Origin of the sequence: Nonomuraea sp. 3N208 (assembly GCF_052245935.1) — a bacterium.
Classification (GTDB): Bacteria; Actinomycetota; Actinomycetes; order Streptosporangiales; family Streptosporangiaceae; genus Nonomuraea.
Genome location: NZ_JBQQBR010000007.1, coordinates 116,260 through 134,158, shown reverse-complemented (window position 1 = coordinate 134,158; position 17,899 = coordinate 116,260). Strand labels below are relative to the sequence as shown.

At 71.6% G+C, this 17,899-nt stretch carries 14 protein-coding genes and 2 pseudogenes; 11 read left to right on the top strand and 5 right to left on the bottom strand.

The annotated features are described in order from the left end of the window. Positions 1-46: 46 nt before the first annotated feature. The 5 genes and pseudogenes from ACTWPT_RS12465 to ACTWPT_RS12445 all read left to right on the top strand — a co-directional run. Positions 47-820: pseudogene (locus ACTWPT_RS12465) on the top strand (serine/threonine-protein kinase); the annotation flags it as partial. Positions 821-972: 152 nt separating this feature from the next. Beyond that, a pseudogene (locus ACTWPT_RS12460) lies at positions 973-1,377 on the top strand (hypothetical protein); the annotation flags it as partial. Positions 1,378-1,485: 108 nt separating this feature from the next. Continuing rightward, positions 1,486-1,725, top strand: a complete 240-nt coding sequence (locus ACTWPT_RS12455; RefSeq protein ID WP_443177682.1) for a hypothetical protein — start codon at positions 1,486-1,488, stop codon at positions 1,723-1,725. 67 nt (positions 1,726-1,792) lie between these two features. Continuing rightward, the gene (locus ACTWPT_RS12450; RefSeq protein ID WP_443177470.1) at positions 1,793-2,491 is read left to right on the top strand and encodes a histidine phosphatase family protein; all 699 of its coding nucleotides are present in this window, start codon (positions 1,793-1,795) and stop codon (positions 2,489-2,491) included. A 2-nt stretch (positions 2,492-2,493) separates the two neighbouring features. Next, positions 2,494-3,522, top strand: a complete 1,029-nt coding sequence (locus tag ACTWPT_RS12445) for a Vgb family protein (protein ID WP_443177469.1) — start codon at positions 2,494-2,496, stop codon at positions 3,520-3,522. A gap of 8 nt (positions 3,523-3,530) precedes the next feature. Here ACTWPT_RS12445 and ACTWPT_RS12440 read toward each other — a convergent pair whose 3' ends face one another. Continuing rightward, entirely contained in the window at positions 3,531-4,355 is an 825-nt protein-coding gene (locus tag ACTWPT_RS12440) for a polysaccharide deacetylase family protein (RefSeq protein ID WP_443177468.1), read from the bottom strand. 406 nt (positions 4,356-4,761) lie between these two features. On the opposite strand from ACTWPT_RS12440, the gene ACTWPT_RS12435 reads away from it, so the two are divergent. Next, positions 4,762-5,358, top strand: coding sequence for a hypothetical protein (locus tag ACTWPT_RS12435; protein ID WP_443177467.1), 597 nt, complete (start codon positions 4,762-4,764; stop codon positions 5,356-5,358). 54 nt (positions 5,359-5,412) lie between these two features. On the opposite strand, the gene iscB is transcribed toward ACTWPT_RS12435, so the two are convergent. Next, on the bottom strand, positions 5,413-6,714 hold the full coding sequence (gene iscB / locus ACTWPT_RS12430; RefSeq protein ID WP_443177466.1) for an RNA-guided endonuclease IscB: 1,302 nt from the start codon (positions 6,712-6,714) through the stop codon (positions 5,413-5,415). Positions 6,715-7,483: 769 nt separating this feature from the next. On the opposite strand from iscB, the gene ACTWPT_RS12425 reads away from it, so the two are divergent. Both ACTWPT_RS12425 and qcrB read left to right on the top strand, forming a co-directional pair. Next, complete coding sequence (locus ACTWPT_RS12425; RefSeq protein ID WP_443177465.1) at positions 7,484-7,690, top strand: hypothetical protein; 207 nt, start codon at positions 7,484-7,486, stop codon at positions 7,688-7,690. Positions 7,691-7,757: 67 nt separating this feature from the next. Continuing rightward, the gene (gene qcrB, locus ACTWPT_RS12420; RefSeq protein WP_443177464.1) at positions 7,758-9,269 is read left to right on the top strand and encodes a cytochrome bc1 complex cytochrome b subunit; all 1,512 of its coding nucleotides are present in this window, start codon (positions 7,758-7,760) and stop codon (positions 9,267-9,269) included. Between the two features lie 35 nt (positions 9,270-9,304). Here the strand turns inward: qcrB and ACTWPT_RS12415 are convergent, their stop codons facing one another. Then, a complete protein-coding gene (locus ACTWPT_RS12415) occupies positions 9,305-12,568 on the bottom strand; it encodes a glucodextranase DOMON-like domain-containing protein (protein WP_443177463.1) in 3,264 nt (1,087 codons plus the stop codon). 125 nt (positions 12,569-12,693) lie between these two features. On the opposite strand from ACTWPT_RS12415, the gene ACTWPT_RS12410 reads away from it, so the two are divergent. Beyond that, the gene (locus tag ACTWPT_RS12410; protein WP_443177462.1) at positions 12,694-13,869 is read left to right on the top strand and encodes an Ig-like domain-containing protein; all 1,176 of its coding nucleotides are present in this window, start codon (positions 12,694-12,696) and stop codon (positions 13,867-13,869) included. 182 nt (positions 13,870-14,051) lie between these two features. On the opposite strand, the gene ACTWPT_RS12405 is transcribed toward ACTWPT_RS12410, so the two are convergent. Beyond that, positions 14,052-14,717 carry a response regulator gene (locus ACTWPT_RS12405; protein ID WP_443177461.1) on the bottom strand — a complete coding sequence of 222 codons (666 nt, stop codon included), beginning with the start codon at positions 14,715-14,717 and terminating at the stop codon, positions 14,052-14,054. After that, positions 14,714-15,835 (bottom strand): sensor histidine kinase, encoded by a 1,122-nt coding sequence (locus tag ACTWPT_RS12400; protein WP_443177460.1) that lies wholly within the window; start codon positions 15,833-15,835, stop codon positions 14,714-14,716. Before ACTWPT_RS12400 ends, ACTWPT_RS12405 begins: the two co-directional genes overlap by 4 nt. Positions 15,836-15,988: 153 nt before the next feature. On the opposite strand from ACTWPT_RS12400, the gene ACTWPT_RS12395 reads away from it, so the two are divergent. Both ACTWPT_RS12395 and ACTWPT_RS12390 read left to right on the top strand, forming a co-directional pair. Next, entirely contained in the window at positions 15,989-16,390 is a 402-nt protein-coding gene (locus ACTWPT_RS12395) for a hypothetical protein (protein WP_443177459.1), read from the top strand. Then, positions 16,387-17,892: a multicopper oxidase family protein gene (locus ACTWPT_RS12390; RefSeq protein ID WP_443177458.1), complete on the top strand. Its 1,506-nt coding sequence runs from the start codon at positions 16,387-16,389 to the stop codon at positions 17,890-17,892. Before ACTWPT_RS12395 ends, ACTWPT_RS12390 begins: the two co-directional genes overlap by 4 nt. Positions 17,893-17,899: the final 7 nt, after the last annotated feature.

Sequence of the window (17,899 nt, the reverse complement as noted above, 5' to 3'; positions counted from 1 at the left end):
TTCGATCGTAGTATCCGGTGCTGAGGTCCCTGCTGACACGAAGAAGGTGGCATTGTCGCGTCCACAGCCCGACCTTGGGCAGATCTCCGGCTACCGGCTCACCGGGTCTCTCGGTGACGGCGGCCAGGGCACGGTGTATCGCGGCCTGAGCCCGGACGGCGACGAGGTCGCGATCAAGGTGCTGCACGCCCGGATGTCGGAGGACGCCGAGGAGCGCCGCCGATTCTTCCGGCAGGTGGAGCTCGCGCGCCGGGTGGCGCCGTTCTGCACCGCCAGGGTCCTCGACATGGGAATGCATGACGACCGGCCGTACATCGTGAGTGAATACGTGCGCGGCGAGTCCCTCGACCGCGTGGTCAGGCAGGAGGGCCCGCGCACCGGCGGCGGGCTGGATCGGCTGGCGGTCGCGACCGCGACCGCGCTGGCCGCGATCCACCGCGCCGGGGTCGTGCACCGCGACTTCAAGCCCGCCAACGTCATCCTCGGCCCCGAGGGCCCCGTGGTGATCGACTTCGGCATCTCACGGGCCCTCGAGCACGCCGTCACCCAATCCGGGGCGTTCGGCACACCCGGATACATGGCGCCCGAGCAGGTCAGCTCCGACCAGATCGGGCCGGCCGCCGACGTCTTCAGCTGGGCCGCCACGATGGTGTACGCGGCCACGGGCCGCCGGCCGTTCGCGGGCGCGTCGGTCCCGGCCGTGCTGCACGCACTGCTGTACGAGGAGCCGGACCTGACCGGCGTGCCGGAATCGTTGCTGCCACTGGTGACCGCCTGCCTGAACAAGAACCCCGGACGCCGGCTCACGGCCGACGACCTGGTCCGCGCCCTGACCGGCGGCGACACCCTCCCGACCGCCGAGATCACCGAGTCGGTGACCCCGCCCTCGCCTGCGACGTCGTCGGCGCGGCGGGTGCCCAGGAGCGCGCTCGCGGCCGTCGCCGCGGCGATCGCGGCCGTGGTGGTGGCGATGTGGCCGGAGCCCCGGGTCACCCGCGATCCCGGACCCGTACGCACGACCGCGCAGGGCACCCCGTTCGGTCAGGAGCTCGGCAAGCCGCTGGCCGGCCACACCAACGATGTGCGGGCTGTGGCCGTCGGCACGCTCGGCGGCGTCCCCGTCGCGCTGACGGGCTCCGACGACGAGACCGCCCGCGTCTGGAACCTGCGTACCTCGCAGGAGGCCGGCCGCTCGCCGGGCACACGGAATGGGTCAGAGGAGCCACGCTCGACCAGCTCGACGCCGTGCCGGTCGCCGTCACCGCGAGCGACGACGACACCGCCCGCGTCTGGGACCTCACCACGGGCACGTCCCGCACGCTGGCCGGGCACGAAGGCGACGTCAAGTCGGTGGCGACCGGCCGGATCGGCGGCACGCACGTCGCCGTCACCGCCTCCGCCGACGGCACCGCCCGCGTCTGGGACCTGCGCGCGGGCAAGCAACTCGGCGCGCCGCTCGCCGGTCACAAGGGCGCGGTGTGGGCGGTGGCCGTCGGCCAGGTCGGCGGCGCGCCCATCGCGGTGACCGCAGGCGACGACGCGACCGTGCGGGTGTGGGACCTGGGCACCAGAAAGCCGCTCGGCACGCCGTTCACCGGGCACGCCGACAGCGTCTGGTCGGTGGCGATCGGCCTGCTCGACGGCCGGCCGATCGCCGTCAGCGGCGGCAGGGACCAGACGGCCCGGGCCTGGAGCCTCGGCCCGCCGTACCCCGCGGGAGGCTGAGCCGGGCCATCCGGGGTCCTGCGCGCTTTTACGTGGCTTTGCGGTTGGCGGGCGTAGCGTCGTGGGCGTGAGGTCCAGCCTGGCGCTGCTCGCCGCCTGCACCTGCCTCCTGGCCGGTTGCGGCGGGCCGGCCCCCCTGCCCGCCGCACCATCACCGGCACCCGCCGCATCGTCACAGGCCCCTGCGACGTCACCGGTTCCTGCCACGTCGCCCGGGACCGGCGCGACGGCGGGCGGTGGGTCGGCCACGGCGGACGCCGGGCTGGTCGGGCGGCTGCGGCGGGGTGGATACGTCCTCTACATCCGGCACACGGCGACCGAAGCCACCCAGGACGACTCCAACCCCGACCTCTCCGACCCCTCCACCCAGCGCAACCTCTCCACGGAGGGCAGGGCGCAGGCTCGGGGGATCGGCGCGGCCGTCAGGCGGCTGCGCATCCCCATCGGTGACGTGCTCGCCAGCCCTTACCGGCGCACCCGTGAGACCGCCGAGCTCGCGTTCGGCAAGGCGCGGGAGAGCCGTGACCTCATCAACGAGATCTTCCCGGGCACCGACGACGACGCGCTGGCCGCGGCCCTTCGCCGGCTGCTATCCGGCCGCCCCGCCCAGGGCGTCAACACCGTGCTGGTCTCACACGGCTTCAATCTGTCCCGCGCCACGGGCCTGTCCTCGGCTGAGGGTGAGACGTTCGTCTTCGCCCCCGGCGGCGGGACCGAGCCGGTGGCCAGGATCGGCGTCGACGATTGGCGATCACTGAAGGAGTAGCCGTGACCCGCTTGGCAAGCGTACTGACGCGAAGCGCACCGCTGGCGGTGTTGCTCGTGCTCGCCGCCTGCACCGCCACACCCACCGCCCCTCCTGCTCAGACGGCCGCCCCCGCACGGACCGGTGCGGCCGCCGGGCCTGCCGTGCAGCGGTTCGAGGTGCCGAGCGGAGCCGGGCCGCACGACGTGGCCCCCGCCGCCGACGGCGGTGTGTGGTTCACCGCGCAGAGCGCAGGCTACCTCGGCCACCTCGACCCCAAGACGGGCAAGGTGACGCAGGTGCCGCTGGGCGACGGCTCCAGACCGCACGGCGTGATCACCGGGCCGGGCGGGCACGCCTGGGTGACCGACAGCGGGCTCAACGCGATCGTCCGGGTGGACGCGAACAACCGCCAGGTACGCACCTACCCGCTGCCCGGAGACCGCGCGGGCGCCGACCTCAACACGGCGGCGTTCGACGCCGCGGGCATGCTCTGGTTCACCGGCCAGAGCGGCGTCTACGGCCGGCTGGCACCGGACACGGGAAAGATCGACGTGTACGAGGCCCCGCGCGGCCCCGGACCGTACGGGATCACCGCCACGCCCGATGGCGCCGTCTACTACGCCTCGCTGGCCGGCAGCCACATCGCCAGGATCGCGCCGGACACCGGCCGCGCCACCGTGCTCGAACCTCCGACCGCCGGCCAGGGCGCCCGCCGCGTCTGGGCCGACAGCACCGGCCGCGTGTGGGTCAGCGAGTGGAACGGCGGCCGCCTCGGCCGCTACGACCCCGCCTCAGACGCGTGGAAGGAATGGCGGCTCCCCGGGGACGCCCCGCAGCCGTACGCCGTCTACGTCGACTCCGCCGACATCGTCTGGATCAGCGACTTCGGCAGCGACCGGCTGATCAGCTTCGACCCCGCCACCGAGCGCTTCACTCCCGCGAACGGCGAGGCCGCGGCGGTGCGCCAGATCCACGGCCGCCCCGGTGAGGTGTGGGGCGCGGCGTCCGGACAGGACGCGCTGCTCCTCGTCCGGACGGCCTCCGGATGAGCGGGAGCTCAGAGCAGGCTGGAGGCGCCGCTGTAGGCCACGGGCGGTGGGTTGCCGCCGAATAACTGGCTGACGGTGACGAACGTGTAGCCGCGCGCGGACAGAGTCTTCAGAATCCCCGGCATGGCCCGCACCGTCGTGGGGTGGATGTCGTGGAAGAGCACGATGCTGCCGGGGCGCACCGCCTTGAGGGCGTTCTTGGTGACCTTGGCGCTGTCACGGTGCAGCCAGTCCAGCGTGTCCACGCTCCACATCACCATCGGTCGTGGGCTCTGCATGCGCACGGAGGCGTTGAGCGCCCCGTACGGCGGACGGATGAGGCGCGGCACGAGCCCCGTCGCCGCCTTGATCGCCTGGTCGGTACGGGCGAACTCAGCGCGGACCGCGGCAGCCGGCAGCCGGGTCAGGTTGGCGTGCGACCAGGTGTGGCCGCCGATCTCGTGACCCGCGGCGACGGTGCGGCGCAGGATGGCGGGGTAGGCGGTAACGTTCTGCCCCACGACGAAGAACGTGGCCCGCGCGCGGTGGGCCTTCAGCCGGCGCAGCAGCGCGTCGGTGTACGGACCGGGTCCGTCGTCGAAGGTGAGTGCCACGCACTTGACGCGGCGGCAGTTGACCGGGCGGCCCCGCACGTCCCGCGCCGCGGCGAGCAGCGGCCGCATCAGCGCCTGCGATGCCTTCAACCAGGTCCCGGCCAGATCCGTGCCCGTAGGTAACGCGGTGACGCCGCCGTCCTTGACGCCGGGCAGCACCGCCGCTTGGACCGTTCCAGTGCCGGCCGCCAGCTGGCCGGTGACGCAGGCCGCCGTGGTCAGGACGGCCGTGGCGAGCATCCTCGCCGCCCCCCGTCTCGCCCCAGGCCGTGCCGCCCGGCGCGATCCAGCATCGATGTTCATTTGATCCCCCTCGCGCACCGCCCCCGGTGCGGCTGTGTCTGATGGTCGCGCTCGCACGGGGACTCCGCTGGTCACGTAAGCTGCCGCTCTCCGCCCCCAGGCTCGTCGCCCCGCGCATGCATGCGGTCCCGGCTCTCGCCGGGACCGCCCCATATGAGTTCGACAGCTGTCGTTCGTCCTTAGTTCGCGGGAGACCGCTTTCCGGATGAAACGAGTTGGCGGTCCGCCGGACCGGCGCGTTGCTTGATCCCCCGTTCCCAGGCCGAGGATCATGCGAAGAATGGGACTGGACTACTACCTAATCTCCACCTCCGTGAATGACCGGTCACCGGCAGGAGTCCTGGTGGAGGAATTCGTGCTCGGCGAGGACTTCACCGCGGCCGGCATCGACAGCGCCGAATGGGGATCAGAGACTGGCGCTTGGTTGGCGGCCCCGGAGGTGAGCCGGGCCATCCGGTCCGATAGCGCCCTGCGCAGGAGGGTGATGCCGGTGGACCGGCGGGACGCCCGCGACGCCTACGCGTACCTCGGCGGGGGCGAGCTGCCCCAGGAGGATCGGTTGCGCGACTTCTTCCGGCGCCGCCAGCCTCTTCCCGCCTCCGCACCGCTCCATCTGGGCACCGCGCCGACCAAGGCGCGCCGCTACCGCATCCTGTTCGCCGGCGAGCTGGGCGCGGACGGGCTGGCCAAGGCGCAGGCGGCGCTGCGGCTGGAGCCGACCGGCGACCCGCGCGTGGTCGGCAAGGCGTCGGGCAGTGCTGGTGGCCACGGCTTCACTTGGGAGCTGCGCCGCATCGGGGCCGGCATCGCGTGGTGTGTGGACGTGACCGTACGGTTGGGCGCCGGGCCGCTCGCCATGCTCGGCGCGCTCCTGCACCACCACCGGCAGGCCGTCCGCGGGCAGGGGCTGATCCCGGTGACGGTTGAGCGCTTCGCCTGATCTCATCAGATCACCGCGTGGAGGCCCTGCGTTCAGGCAGGAGAAGAAAACGGCCTACAGCCGGGATGATTCCTCCTGAAACGTGTAGGCGTATCCATCCGCTCGTTGCAGCAGCCGGACGTGACGGTGGCTGATGCCTTGGACGGTTGCGTGGGCGGTGGTGATGTTGAACATGCCGGTCGCGCGGACGGCGACGCGGCCGGTGTGGGTGCCTTGCCTCTTGCCGGTGGGTACGACGGCGGTCACTAGGTCGCCGGTGGCATAGCCGAAGAATCGTTTGTGCCGGGGCAGGCGAAGGCGAGGAAAGCCGTGCTTGTCGGTGCGGGTCCGGGCGTGAGTGCCGCGGCCGGTGCACCCGATGACAAGCACGGCAGACACGGTTGCGGTGATGGAGTCCAGCTTGCCAACGGCCAGGGCGTCTAAGGTGTGGGTCTTGGGCAGTCCCATTCGAGTGCGGTTCCACTTGGTGCGGCCCCCGGAGGCCACATGGGTCGGGAGACGGGCATTGAGCTCCCGCCACAGCGCCCAACCGGTAGTCTGCACGGCGGCGGCGTCTCGGAGTGGGGCCTTAGCTTGTGCGAGAATCTTCGCCAGCAGGTTCGGCTTGCGGGCGAGATAATCCTCGATGGGCTGGTTGCCTTTGGTCTGGTTGCATGACACGCAGGCCAGGGTCAGATTGTCGACCCGGTCGGTGCCGCCGCGGCTGCGGGGGTGGATGTGGTCGATGTTCAACGGGACACCCGCAGCGCCGCAGTAAGCGCACCGCCGCTTCCACTTGGCCAGCAGATACTCGCGGACCTCGTACCCAGCGAGGGTGCCCCGCTGGTGTTCCACCCCTTGCAAAGACCGACCAGCGGAGACGGCATGGGTGTCGAACGCGACCCGCTCCACGTGCACCGCCCGTACCGGTGACCAGCGGGCCAGACGGTCCACCCATGATGCGGTCGTGACCACACGGTGGCGGAGAGATGGCGCCAGCCAGCCTGACGGCCGGGTGCGGTTGGAGAAGCGCGGCGCGCGGTAGCGCAGGTTCCGGCTGCGGCGGCCGCGCCGGTAGGCGGCCCGCTGCTGCATCTTCGTGCGGATCGAGGCGCCGCGATGATCGAGCTGGATCGCGAACCTGGCGCGACGCTCGCCGGCCTGGGCAGTGAACACCGAGATCCCGGTGTGCCGGGAGCCGGGGTCGACACCCAACTCCACCCCATCGATCTCGCTGTCGGCGGCGGTGCGGTCCTTGAGGCGGATGACGAACGGCGTATGCCGGTGGACAACGGCCCTTCCCATCTTGAGGAGCTTGCGGGCTCGTGCTGCGGCGCAGGATTGCAGAGGATGTCCGTGCTTGTCGAGCACGAACACATACGGGTGGCACTCACGTGCCTGCTCCCGAACCGGGTGGTCCGGGGTGACGCCCTCGGCGGCAGGTGAACTGCCGAGGGTCTCCTCTCGCACATGTCCCGCGCCGGGTGCCGCTCGGCGGCGGCCCTCGGTCCCCGTTTCGTCCCTGATCCCGGGGTTGTCTGCTGGACCGAGTTCCAGAGCAGGCTGCTGAGGAGGCACAGCCTGGTGGGTCTTTTGTCCTGCGCGGAACGTAGCCAACGTTGGTCACCTCCTACCTTGGTGTTGGCTGGTGCTGGTAACACATGGGCCTCAGCTATCACAGGCTGAAGGCCCCCGCGTTTACGTGCGGGGGATCCGGTTACGCCGTGAATGGACTACTCGCAATCTCCACTTCGGCATAGGGCCGGTCGCATGCATGAGTCCTCCCCCTGCATGACCTGCACACCACCTCGCAATCTTTACGGTGAGTGACTGTTAGACTACCAAGACGCGCCTGTCCTGGGTAGAACGTTTGAGCGATGGGTCGCCGCCAGGTGCGATCAGTCTTTGAGAGCGAACCAGTTGAGCACCTTCCAAAAGCTGCTCGGCACGATGATGGCTGGCCGGATCCGGGCAAGCCGCCAGGACAACCGGATCAGGGGACGGGGAGGGCGGGCACGGCCGCCAACTGGGCACCGCGCTGACCAGGGCGTGCCGTTACCGCATCCTGTTCGCCGGCGAGCTCGGCGCGGACGGCCTGGCGAAGGCACAGGCGGCGCTGCGGCTGGAGCCGACCGGCGACCCCCGCGTGGTCGGCAAGGCGTCGGGCAGCGCCGGCGGGCACGGGTTCAGCTGGGAGCTGCGCCGCATCGGGGCCGGCATCGCGTGGTGCGTGGACGTGACCGTACGGCTCGGCGCCGGGCCGCTCGCCATGCTCGGCGCGCTGCTCCATCACCACCGGCAGGCCATCCGCGAGCAGGGGCTGATCCCGGTCACGGTCGAACGCTTCGCCTGAATGTCACATTTCGCCGCCCCGCGACGTCATGTCGGTGAACGGACTACCGACATGACGCGGGGTAGCGATGAAGAGCAGCTCACTGGCCAGAGCACTCGACGACCGGATCGGTGGGGCGGCCTTCTTGAAGAAGGCGATGCGCAAGGTCTTCCCCGACCACTGGACGTACTTACTCGGGGAGATCGCGCTGTACTCCTTCGTGGTCGTCCTGCTCACCGGCGTGTTCCTCACGTTCTTCTACAAACCGGCGATGCAGGAGGTGGTCTACAACGGCGCCTACGTGCCGCTGCGCGGGGTGCGGATGAGCGCGGCGTACGCCTCCACCCTGGAGATCAGCTTCGAGGTGCGGGGCGGCCTGCTGATGCGGCAGATGCACCACTGGGCCACGCTCGTCTTCCTCGCCGCCATCGTCGCCCACCTGCTGCGCAACTTCTTCACCGGCGCTTTCCGCAAGCCCCGCGACCTCAACTGGCTGATCGGCGTGCTGTTGTTCGTGCTGGTGATGTTCAACGGGCTGTTCGGCTACTCGCTGCCCGACGACCTGCTGTCCGGCGCGGGGCTGCGCATCCTGCACGGGGTCACGTTGTCGATCCCGCTGGTGGGGACGTATCTGGCGGCGTTCCTGTTCGGCGGGGAGTTCCCCGGCGACGACATCATCTCCCGGCTCTACAGCCTCCACGTGCTGCTGATCCCGGGGCTGTTGCTGCTGCTCATCCCGCTGCACGCGGTCGTGCTCACGTGGCGGCAGACCCACACCCAGTTCCGCGCCAAGGGGCTGAGCGACCGGGTGGTGCGGGGCGCGCCGTTCTTCCCGGCGTTCATGGCGAAGACGACGGTGTTCTTCCTGTGGGTGCTCGGGGTGGTCGCGCTGCTCGCCACCGTGTTCCAGGTCAACCCGATCTGGCTGTACGGCCCGTACGTGCCGAGCACGGTCAGCGCGGGCTCACAGCCCGACTGGTACATGGGCTTCCTGGAAGGCGCGCTGCGGATCATGCCGCCGTGGGAGCTCACCCTCTTCGGCTATACGGTCACCATGAGCGTGCTGATCCCCGCGCTGGTCGCGCCGGGGCTGCTGTTCACCGCGCTGGCCGTGTACCCGTTCGCCGAGCGGTGGATCACCCGCGACAACGCCATCCACCACCTGCTGGACCGGCCGCGTGAGGCGCCGACCCGGGTCGGCATCGGCATCGCAGGGATCGTCTACTACGGCGTGTTGTGGCTGGCCGGCGGCAACGACCTGATCGCCTCGACCTTCCACATCTCGCTCAACGCCACGACGTGGATCTTCCGCGTCGCGTTCGTGGCCGGGCCGGTGCTGGGCTTCCTGGTCGCACGCCGCATCGCCATCGGGTTGCGGTCCCGCGACCGGCACACCGCCGCCCACGGAGTGGAGACCGGGGTGATCGTGCGCGGTCCGGACGGCGGGTTCGCGGAGGTCGAGCGGCCGGTCACCGAGGAGGAGGCCGCGGTGCTCGTGCCGCCGGCGCCGCCGGCCCTGCCGCCCGCGCCGAACGGCGACGTCCCCGCCCCGGTCAGGCACCGGATCCGCGACGCCGCGCAACGCTCATGGACGCGATGAGCACGGGCGCGGGGTCCGGCACCTGGACACGGTGATCAGGGGACCGGGACGGCGGGTATGGCGACGGGGCCGGGCAGCGGGTTGAGCACGTCCGACTGGGACTGCCCGGCCGGCACGATCACGTCCATCGCCTTGGGCACGGTGCCGGGATCCACCGCGCACAGCGGATCCGTCCCGCCCTCGGCGCACACGCCGAACTGGTAGGGCTGCGGCGTCGCGGCGAAGCCCCTGGCCTGGTCGGCGCTGAAACCGTCCTGCCCGGTCAGCACGACCGCGAACCGCCACCCAGGCCCGGGCGGGCCGAACGTGCTCTTGGGCAGCGCGACCGTGATCGTCCGCGTGGTCCCGGACGCCCGGACCGCCGCACCCGCCTGGGCCGTCCCCCCGGCGGTCACCCACACCGGCGCGGCGAATCCCTGCACCTCCACCCGCTGCGTCCACGCGTCCGGCTCGGCGATGCGGTAGTTACGCTGCGGGAACGCCGCCTCGGTCGACCGCGTCGCCACGGCCGGGTCCTGGACGTACACATCGAGCAGTTGCGCGCCCATCTGGTTGCCGAACGTGGGGGACAGGTCGCGGAGCTCCGCCCGGAGGTAGACGGTCGTGGCGTCCGTGATCACCTGGAACCTGCGCAGGTCGAAGGCGCCGTCGTGGAAGTCGGCGGCCGTCGGGTACGCGTAGGTGCCCGGCCCGTCGTCGTCCCCGTCAGGGTCGGTCACGTCGAGCACGGTCGTGGCTCCGACGATGTCGCCGATCACCGTGCGCCGGGTGTGCCCGGTGCGGCCGTCCGAGGTGGTGACGGTCACCGTGAGCACGACCTCGCCGAACGACACCGGCGCCTGGGCCGTGAACGCGCCACTCGGCCCCGCGAGCACCGAGACGATCTGCGTGGGGGCGCCGGTGTCGATGGGCGTCGCGGCGACGTCCACCCGCGCACCGGGCGCCGTGCTGCCCTCGACCGTGACCGACGTGCCGGCCACCGCGGTGCCGTCGGCCGGGGCGGTCACGGTCAGCGGGGGCGCCTGCGGCATGCCGCGCGCTACGTAGCGCCGGCGCACGACGTCGGGCTGCTCGACCGGGCGGGTGGAGCCCAGCGACAGGATCAGCCGGAGCGCCTGGGCCTGCGCCCAGGTGAGCGGCGACGCCGACCCGGCGGGCCCGCCGTCACGCATGCCGATCGAGGCGCTGGCCGGGTCCGTGCTGTGGGGCGAGGCGGCCAGGTCGGGGTTCTCCCACGCCTGCTCGGGTACCAGCCCGGTGCCCGACGACATGCCCCGCATGGCCTTGAGCAGTGAGGCGGCCGTCGCCTGGTCGCGGGTCTGGAGCGCCTGCTCGGCCCGCTCACCGGCCAGGACCGGCCACACGTGGCCCGATCCGGTGTTACCGGTCGGCCAAGGCTTGCCCGACGGCGCGCAGGACGTCGGGTCGGGCTCGTAGCAGTCGCCGTAGCCGTCCTCGGTGCCGTCGGTGTCGGAGCCGTAGCGGTACCAGCCGGGGCCGGTCGCCGTCGTACGTTTGATCACCCGGTCCACGACCGGCAGGCTGGCCAGCACGTCGGGGTCGTCAGGGGGAAGGATGCCGAGCCTGGTCAGCTCCAGGAACCCGGCGTCCACGACCCGCCGCTGGTCCTCGGTCGGCCCGCCGTTGCCCAGGTTGTACGACACCGCCGCGTTCGGATCCCCGTTGCGCGACAGGCGCAGGAAGTAGCGGGACGCATACGGCCCTGTGGTCGTGACCGTCCACTCCTTCACCGAGCGCGCGAAATGATCGGCCGTGGCCCGGTACAGCCTGGCCCGTGCCTGGTCGCCCTGCCTGGCCGCGAGCTCACCGGCCGCGACCAGCCCGGCGATCTCGGCCGCGATCGTCGACGGCGAGTAGCCCGACTGCTCCTCCCACCGCTCCACCCCGAACGCCGGACCGTGCGACACCAGGAAGTCGGCCGCCGCCCGCACGTCGTCCCACACGCCGGTCAGCCCGGACTGGTAGGCCATCAAGATCGGGTACGCGGTCTCGTCCAGCTGGTCGCCGCCCGAGTCGGGCGCCAGCGCGCCGTTCAGCAGCGAGTTACGCGGCAGCCGTCCGTCCGGCAACTGCTGCCGCTCCAGCAGGAAACGGGCCGTGTCCCTGGCCGTCGCCACGTCGCCGGCGGCCAGGAAACCGGTGAACGCCTCGTACAGGTCGCGGGAGAACACCTCCCGGTAGGAGCCGAAGTACACCGCCTTGCCGCCGACCAGGTCGCCTGCCGGCACCGCCTGCCCCCACGGGCTGGCCAATGACGCCACGACCGCGCCGGGGAACGTCTTGTCCTCGCTGGCCTTGAGCACGTTGGCCGACAGCCGGTAGAGGTCGGCCTGCGTGTCCGGCGGCCGGCGCAGCCCGGCGTCGTAGGTCGCCCAGCCGCCCTCGTACCGGGCGCGGGTCGCCGGGAACGGCCGGGCGGCGGCCTCGCCCGCCACCCGCAGTGCGGCGCCCCGGCTGCGCCCGAACCCCAGCGCGAACGTCACCTCGCCGCCCGCGTCGAGCGGCAGCCGCGCGGTGGCGACCACGTTGCCGCTCGGGGCCTCGGCGTAGGGGGTCAGTGTGCGGGCCGCGTCCAACTGGGCGGCGCCGTCACTGGAGGTGCCCGCGTACCCGACGCTCGCCTGCGGCAGCCGCCGCTCGGCCCGCAGCGCCAGGTGGGTGGGCACCGCGTAGTCGCGGGCCGGAGCCGAGGTCTCGGTGTTCTCGTCCGCGATCACCGGCGCGCCGGTCGGCCCGTCCACCACGCCGCCGTCGGCGCCGCCGTTGGCCGGCCCGCCGCCTCCGTTGCCGTTCACGCCGGCGTCCAGCCGTACGTACAGCCGCAGCCCGGCGGGTTGCAGCCGGGTCCGCACGACGACGGCGTCCCTGTCCGGGTCGGTGAGGTAGGTCGTGGTCAGCCGGTAGCGGCCGTTCTTACTGACAGAGGTGATCGTGCACGTCATGCCGGAGCGGTCGGTGGCCACCTGGTACGTGGTGTCGCGCGACTGGAGCTCGGTGAACGTGCTGCCGTCGGTCACCACGAACTGCATCGTCTCGACGTTCGTGTTGTCGATCGTGGGCTCGTACACGTCCGACAGGACACCGCCCGCGACCGTGTACCAGACCTTGGAGGTCTTGTTCGCGGCCGTGCCCACGCAGTCCTTGCGGGCCAAGCCGAAGTGCGACAGCGCCCCGGGCATCCCCGGGGCCGGGGCCGCGGCCAGCACCGGATCGACGGGGACGGCGACCAGCGCGGCGGAGCAGACCAGGGCAAGGACGGACCGACGCATCGCGAGCATGGCAGCTCCCCTCCGATCATCCCCGTACCGTCGAGGGAAGACCGGCCCCGGCCCTGTGTCAACCCCGCCATCGCGGGAAGAAAGTCCACCGGTGACCTTTTTGTCAGGCACGGGAGGCATCCACGATGCGGAACGGCCGGACCATTGCGAGTGCCCTCGTCGCGGCGGTGCTCCTGATCGCCGGATGCACCTCCGGCGGCGGCACCTCGGCGCCGGGCAAGCCTGTGGAGCAGGGGCCGGTGGCCAAGCTGGCGATCACCCCTGCCGACGGCACGAAGAAGGTGTCCCCGGACACGGGGGTCGGCGTCAAGGTCACCGACGGCAAGGTCACCAAGCTGACCGTCGCCGACGCCAAGGGGCGGGAGGTGCGCGGCTCGGTGGCCGCGGACGGGACGTGGCGTCCCCGGTGGGCGTTACGGCCGTCGACCTCGTACACCGTCAGCGCGGAGGCGACGGGCACGGACGGCAAGCCGGTCGCGGCGCAGGCCAGGTTCACCACGCTGAAGCCGAAACGGGTGCTGGAAAGCGGCATGTCGCCCCTGGACGGTGAGAAGGTGGGCGTCGGCATGCCCGTGCAGCTCCTGCTGTCCCAGCCGATCACCGCCAAGCAGGACCGGGCCAGAATCGAGCGGGCGCTCGTGGTGCGCATGTCCAAACCGGTCGAAGGGGCCTGGAGCTGGGTGAGCGACCGGGAGGTGCAGTTCAGGCCGCGCGAGTACTGGCCGGTCGGCGAGAAAGTCACGGTGGTGGCGCACTTGACCGGACTGCGCGCCGGTGCGGGACTGTGGGGCACCAAGGACCGCAGCTTGACCTTCACCGTCGGGCCTTCGCACATCACGAAGGTCAGCAATGAATCCCACAAGGCAGTCGTCAGGGAGAACGGCGAGGTCGTCAAGACCATCCCGGTCAGCCTCGGCAGACCGGGCGACGACAGCTACTCCGGCGTCATGATCGCCCAGGAGAAGGCGGCCGACATCGTCATGGACTCGGCCACGATCGGCGAGCCCGGCGAGTACCGCATCCGCACCAAATGGAACGTCCGGATGACCTACAGCGGCACCTTCTTCCATGCCGCGCCATGGTCGACCGGGGCACAGGGCAGCCGCAACGTCAGCCACGGCTGCGTGAACGCCAGCCCGGAGAACGCCCGCTGGTTCTACGAGTTCACCCAGCGGGGCGACATCATCGAGGTGACGGGAACGTCCAGGAAGCTGCAGTTCGGCAACGGCCCGACACCGTGGGCGAAGTCCTGGGAAGACTGGCTCGCGGGCAGCGCCTTGGGCAAGCCCATCAGCGGCTGACCGGCCGTGCGCGGGGACGGCCCGGAGGACGCAGACTGGGAAGATATCGTCGCCGTGCACGAAAGGCGTTGAGAGATCGCGTTGCATGCTGACGGAACCGGACGGGGGATGGTCCGGCTTCCCGCCGTCCTGCTGTGGATGCTGGTCTGGCTGCTGAACGTCTACGAGTTCCTGCTGGCCTTCTAAGGCTGCCCGCCGGGAATCACCAGCCCGGACTCGTACGCGAACACGACCAGCTGCGCCCGGTCACGCACACCCAGCTTGCTCATCGACCTGCTCACATGCGTCTTGGCGGTGGCCTCGCTGATCACCAGATGCGCGGCGATCTCCTCGTTCGACATGCCCCGCCCCACCAGGGACACGATCTCCCGCTCCCGCCCGGTCAGCCGCTCGGACCCCGGCACGGGCGCCGGCCGTGGCGGCGTGCTGACGTACTCCTCGATCAGCCGGCGCGTCACCGACGGCGACAGCAGCGCGTCGCCCCGGGCGGCCACCCGCACCGACTGCAGCAGGTCACCCGGCTCGATGTCCTTGAGCAGGAACCCGCTGGCCCCGGCCCGGAGCGCGGCGAAGACGTACTCGTCGAGCGCGTAGTTGGTGAGGATCACCACCCGCACCCCGTCCAGCTCCGGGTCCGCGCCGATCCTGCGGGTGGCCTGGATGCCGTCGAGCAGCGGCATCCGCACGTCAAGCAGCGCCACGTCCGGCAGCAGCCGCCTGGACAGCTCCACGGCCTGCGCCCCGTCGCCGGCCTCGCCGACCACCGCGATGTCGTCGGTCAGCTCGAGCAGCGCCTTGAAGCCGGCCCGGATGAGCGGCTGATCGTCGGCCAGCAGAACCCTGATCACGACCGCACCGGAAGCTCCGCGCGTACGCTGAAGCCGCCGTCCTCGCCCGGCCCGGCGGTGAGCGACCCGCCGGCGGCGACCGCGCGCTCGCGCATCCCGATCAACCCCATTCCCGGCCCTGCCGTGCCGGCCTCGCCGTCGTTGTCCACCCGCAGTGTGATCCCCGCCGGATCGTAGCCGATGGACACCGCGACCGCCGCCGCGCCCGCGTGCCGCAGCACGTTGGTCAGCGCCTCCTGCACGATCCGGTACGCGGCCCGGTCCACCTCGGGCGGCACCGCGTACGGGTCGCCGGTGACGGTGTACGACACCCGCAGCCCCGCCCCCTCGGCCCTGGACACCAGCCGCGGCAGCCCGGCGAGCCCGGCGTCAGGGCTCTCGAGTCCCGCCTGCCGAAGCACGCCGAGCGTGGCACGCAGCTCGTCCATGGCCTCGTGCCCCGACTCCTTGATCGCCGCCAGCGCCTCGCGGGTCCGCGCCGGGTCGCGTTCCAGCAGCTCCATGGCCACCGCCGCCTGCACGTTCACCACGGAGATGCTGTGCGTGAGCGAATCGTGCAGCTCCTGGGCGATCCACAGCCGCTCCTCACCCGCCCGGCGCAGCGCCGCCTCCTCACGGGTGCGCTCGGCCTCCTCCGCTCGCTCCTCCACGGCCCGCAGGTACGCCCGGCGACTCCTGACCACCTCACCGACCACCACCATCGCCACCAGCCAGCCGCTCAGCAGATTCATCCCGCTGGCGGCCGCCGGATCCTCCTCGGCCAGCGCCATGAGCCCGTAGACCGGAACGGCCAGCGCCACCGCCAGCCAGATCGCCGCCTTGCGGCGGCCGAGCGAGGCGAGGGTGTAGATCGAGGCAAGCGCGGGCTCGGCGGCGAACACGCCGGGGTAGTGGGCGGAGTAGTAGACGATCGCGGCGGCCACCGCGACCAGCCCGGCGGCCAGCGGGGCCGCGCGCCGCCAGGCCAACGACACGGACGCGACGACGATCAGCGTGATGCCCACCCCGTCGAGCGGCCGCTCGTAGGGGCCGGTCCACGACAGGTTGCCGTACGTGCCTGCCATGATCGCCACGAGCACGCCCGCCGCCATGAGCGCGTCGATCCTCCGGCTGTCCATGCCCTTCAAGGTAGGGGAGGCGTCCCCGCCGGACGTCACCCCCTCGTCGTACGTTTTCGGGCACTGAGTTGCGATGTACGACCACGGGAGTACGTCCAGGTGTCCTCCGCCGGGCGACGCCGTCCCCGGGTGCGAGCTCGCACCATGACGGCCATGACCTCATCAACCTCCTGGATCGTCTGGTCGCTCCGGGTGACGGCGACCTTGCACCTGGCCGGAGTGCTCGCGCAGGCCGCGCTGGCCGGGCTGTTCGTCACCGGCGACGTCGACCTGCTGACCTGGCACAGGAACAACGGCGGGTTCACACACAGCATGCTGTACCTGCAGCTCGTGGCCGCGATCCTGCTCTGGCGGCCGGGCCGGGGACCGCTGTGGCCCGCCCTCGCCGGCCTCGGCCTCGTGGTAGCCGAGACCGTGCAGGTGGTTGCGGGGCTGGACCGGGTCATCGCGCTGCACTTCCCGCTCGGCATGGCGATCTTCGGGGTGTCCGCCGTGTTCACCGCCTGGACTTGGCGTACCGGCCGCCGCGCCCTCAGCCGTGAGAGCACGTCATGAGCGCCCCCTCGCGGCGGCCGTTCCTGGGCAGGCGGGCGTTCCTCGGCGTGCTGGGCGGGGCGGGGCTGGCCGCCGCCGGATGCGGAGCGCTCGCCGAGACCTCGGGGCAACTCCTCGCCAGCAGGCTGCCACTGCCCCGGCCCTTCACCGTGCCGCTGCCCGTCCCCGATGCCGCCCGCCCGGTGCGCCCCGGCCGCTACGAGGTGACTCAGCGCGTGGCCAGAGTCGAGATCGTCCCCGGCACGACCACCGAAGTCTGGGGCTACGGTGGTACCTTCCCCGGGCCCACCTTCGACCTGCGGCGCGGCGAGCCCGTCACCGTCGCCGTCCGCAACGAGCTGCCCGTGCCGACCTCTACCCACCTGCACGGCGGCGTCAACCCGCCGGACTCCGACGGCTACCCGACCGACCTCGTCGTGCCGGCAGGCTACGGCACGGGACACCACGGGAACGCCGCGGAACATGACGGGCACCAGCATGTGGAGAGGCGCCACCACCTCGTGAAGGACTATCACTACCCACTCGACCAGGCCGCCGCCACGCTCTGGTACCACGACCACCGGATGGACCACACGGCGCCGCAGGTGTGGCGCGGGCTGGCCGGGATGGCGCTGGTGCGGGACGCGGAGGAAGACGCGCTGCCGCTGCCGAGAGGCGAGCGGGAACTGCCGCTGATGATCTGCGACCGGGCGTTCGACGAGGACGGCTCCTTCCGCTACCCCGACCGGCACGACGGCGACTACATGGAGGGCGTCGAGGGCGACGTCATCCTCGTCAACGGGGCGCCCTGGCCAGTGGCCGAGGTGACGGCCACCCGCTACCGCCTGCGCCTGCTGAACGCGTCCAACGCCCGCCGCTACCGGCTCCAGCTCACACCCGGCGGCCGTTTCATCCAGATCGGCAGCGACGCCGGCCTCCTGGCCGCCCCGGTGGCCCACGACACGATCCCGATCGCGCCGGGGGAGCGGTACGACGTGGTGGTCGACTTCTCCGCCTACCCCGTCGGCAGCACGGTGACCCTCATCAACACCCTGGCCGACGGTCCCGCCAGGAACGTCATGCGTTTCCTCGTCACCCGCCGGGCGGTCGACGACAGCGCCGTACCGCAGAGGTTGTCCCGCCCCGAAGGCAGGCCGTCGGCGGTGACCACCCGGACGTTCGACTTCCGCAGGACAGAGAACGCCTGGACGATCAACGGCCACCCGTACCGGCCCGGCGTCCCTCTGGCCCGCCCGCGCCTGGACACGGCCGAGATCTGGCGCCTCACGAGCGACTTCCACCACCCCGTACATGTGCACCTGGCCCACTTCCAGGTGCTCGCCCGCAACGGCCGGCCACCGGCCGCCACCGACGCCGGTTGGAAGGACACGGTGGACGTGCGCCCGTACGAGGTCGTGGACGTGCTCGCCCGCTTCCACGGCTACCGCGGCCGCTACATGCTGCACTGCCACAATCTCGAACACGAGGACATGGCGATGATGGCGGACTTCGAGGTGACCTAGCTTGGGG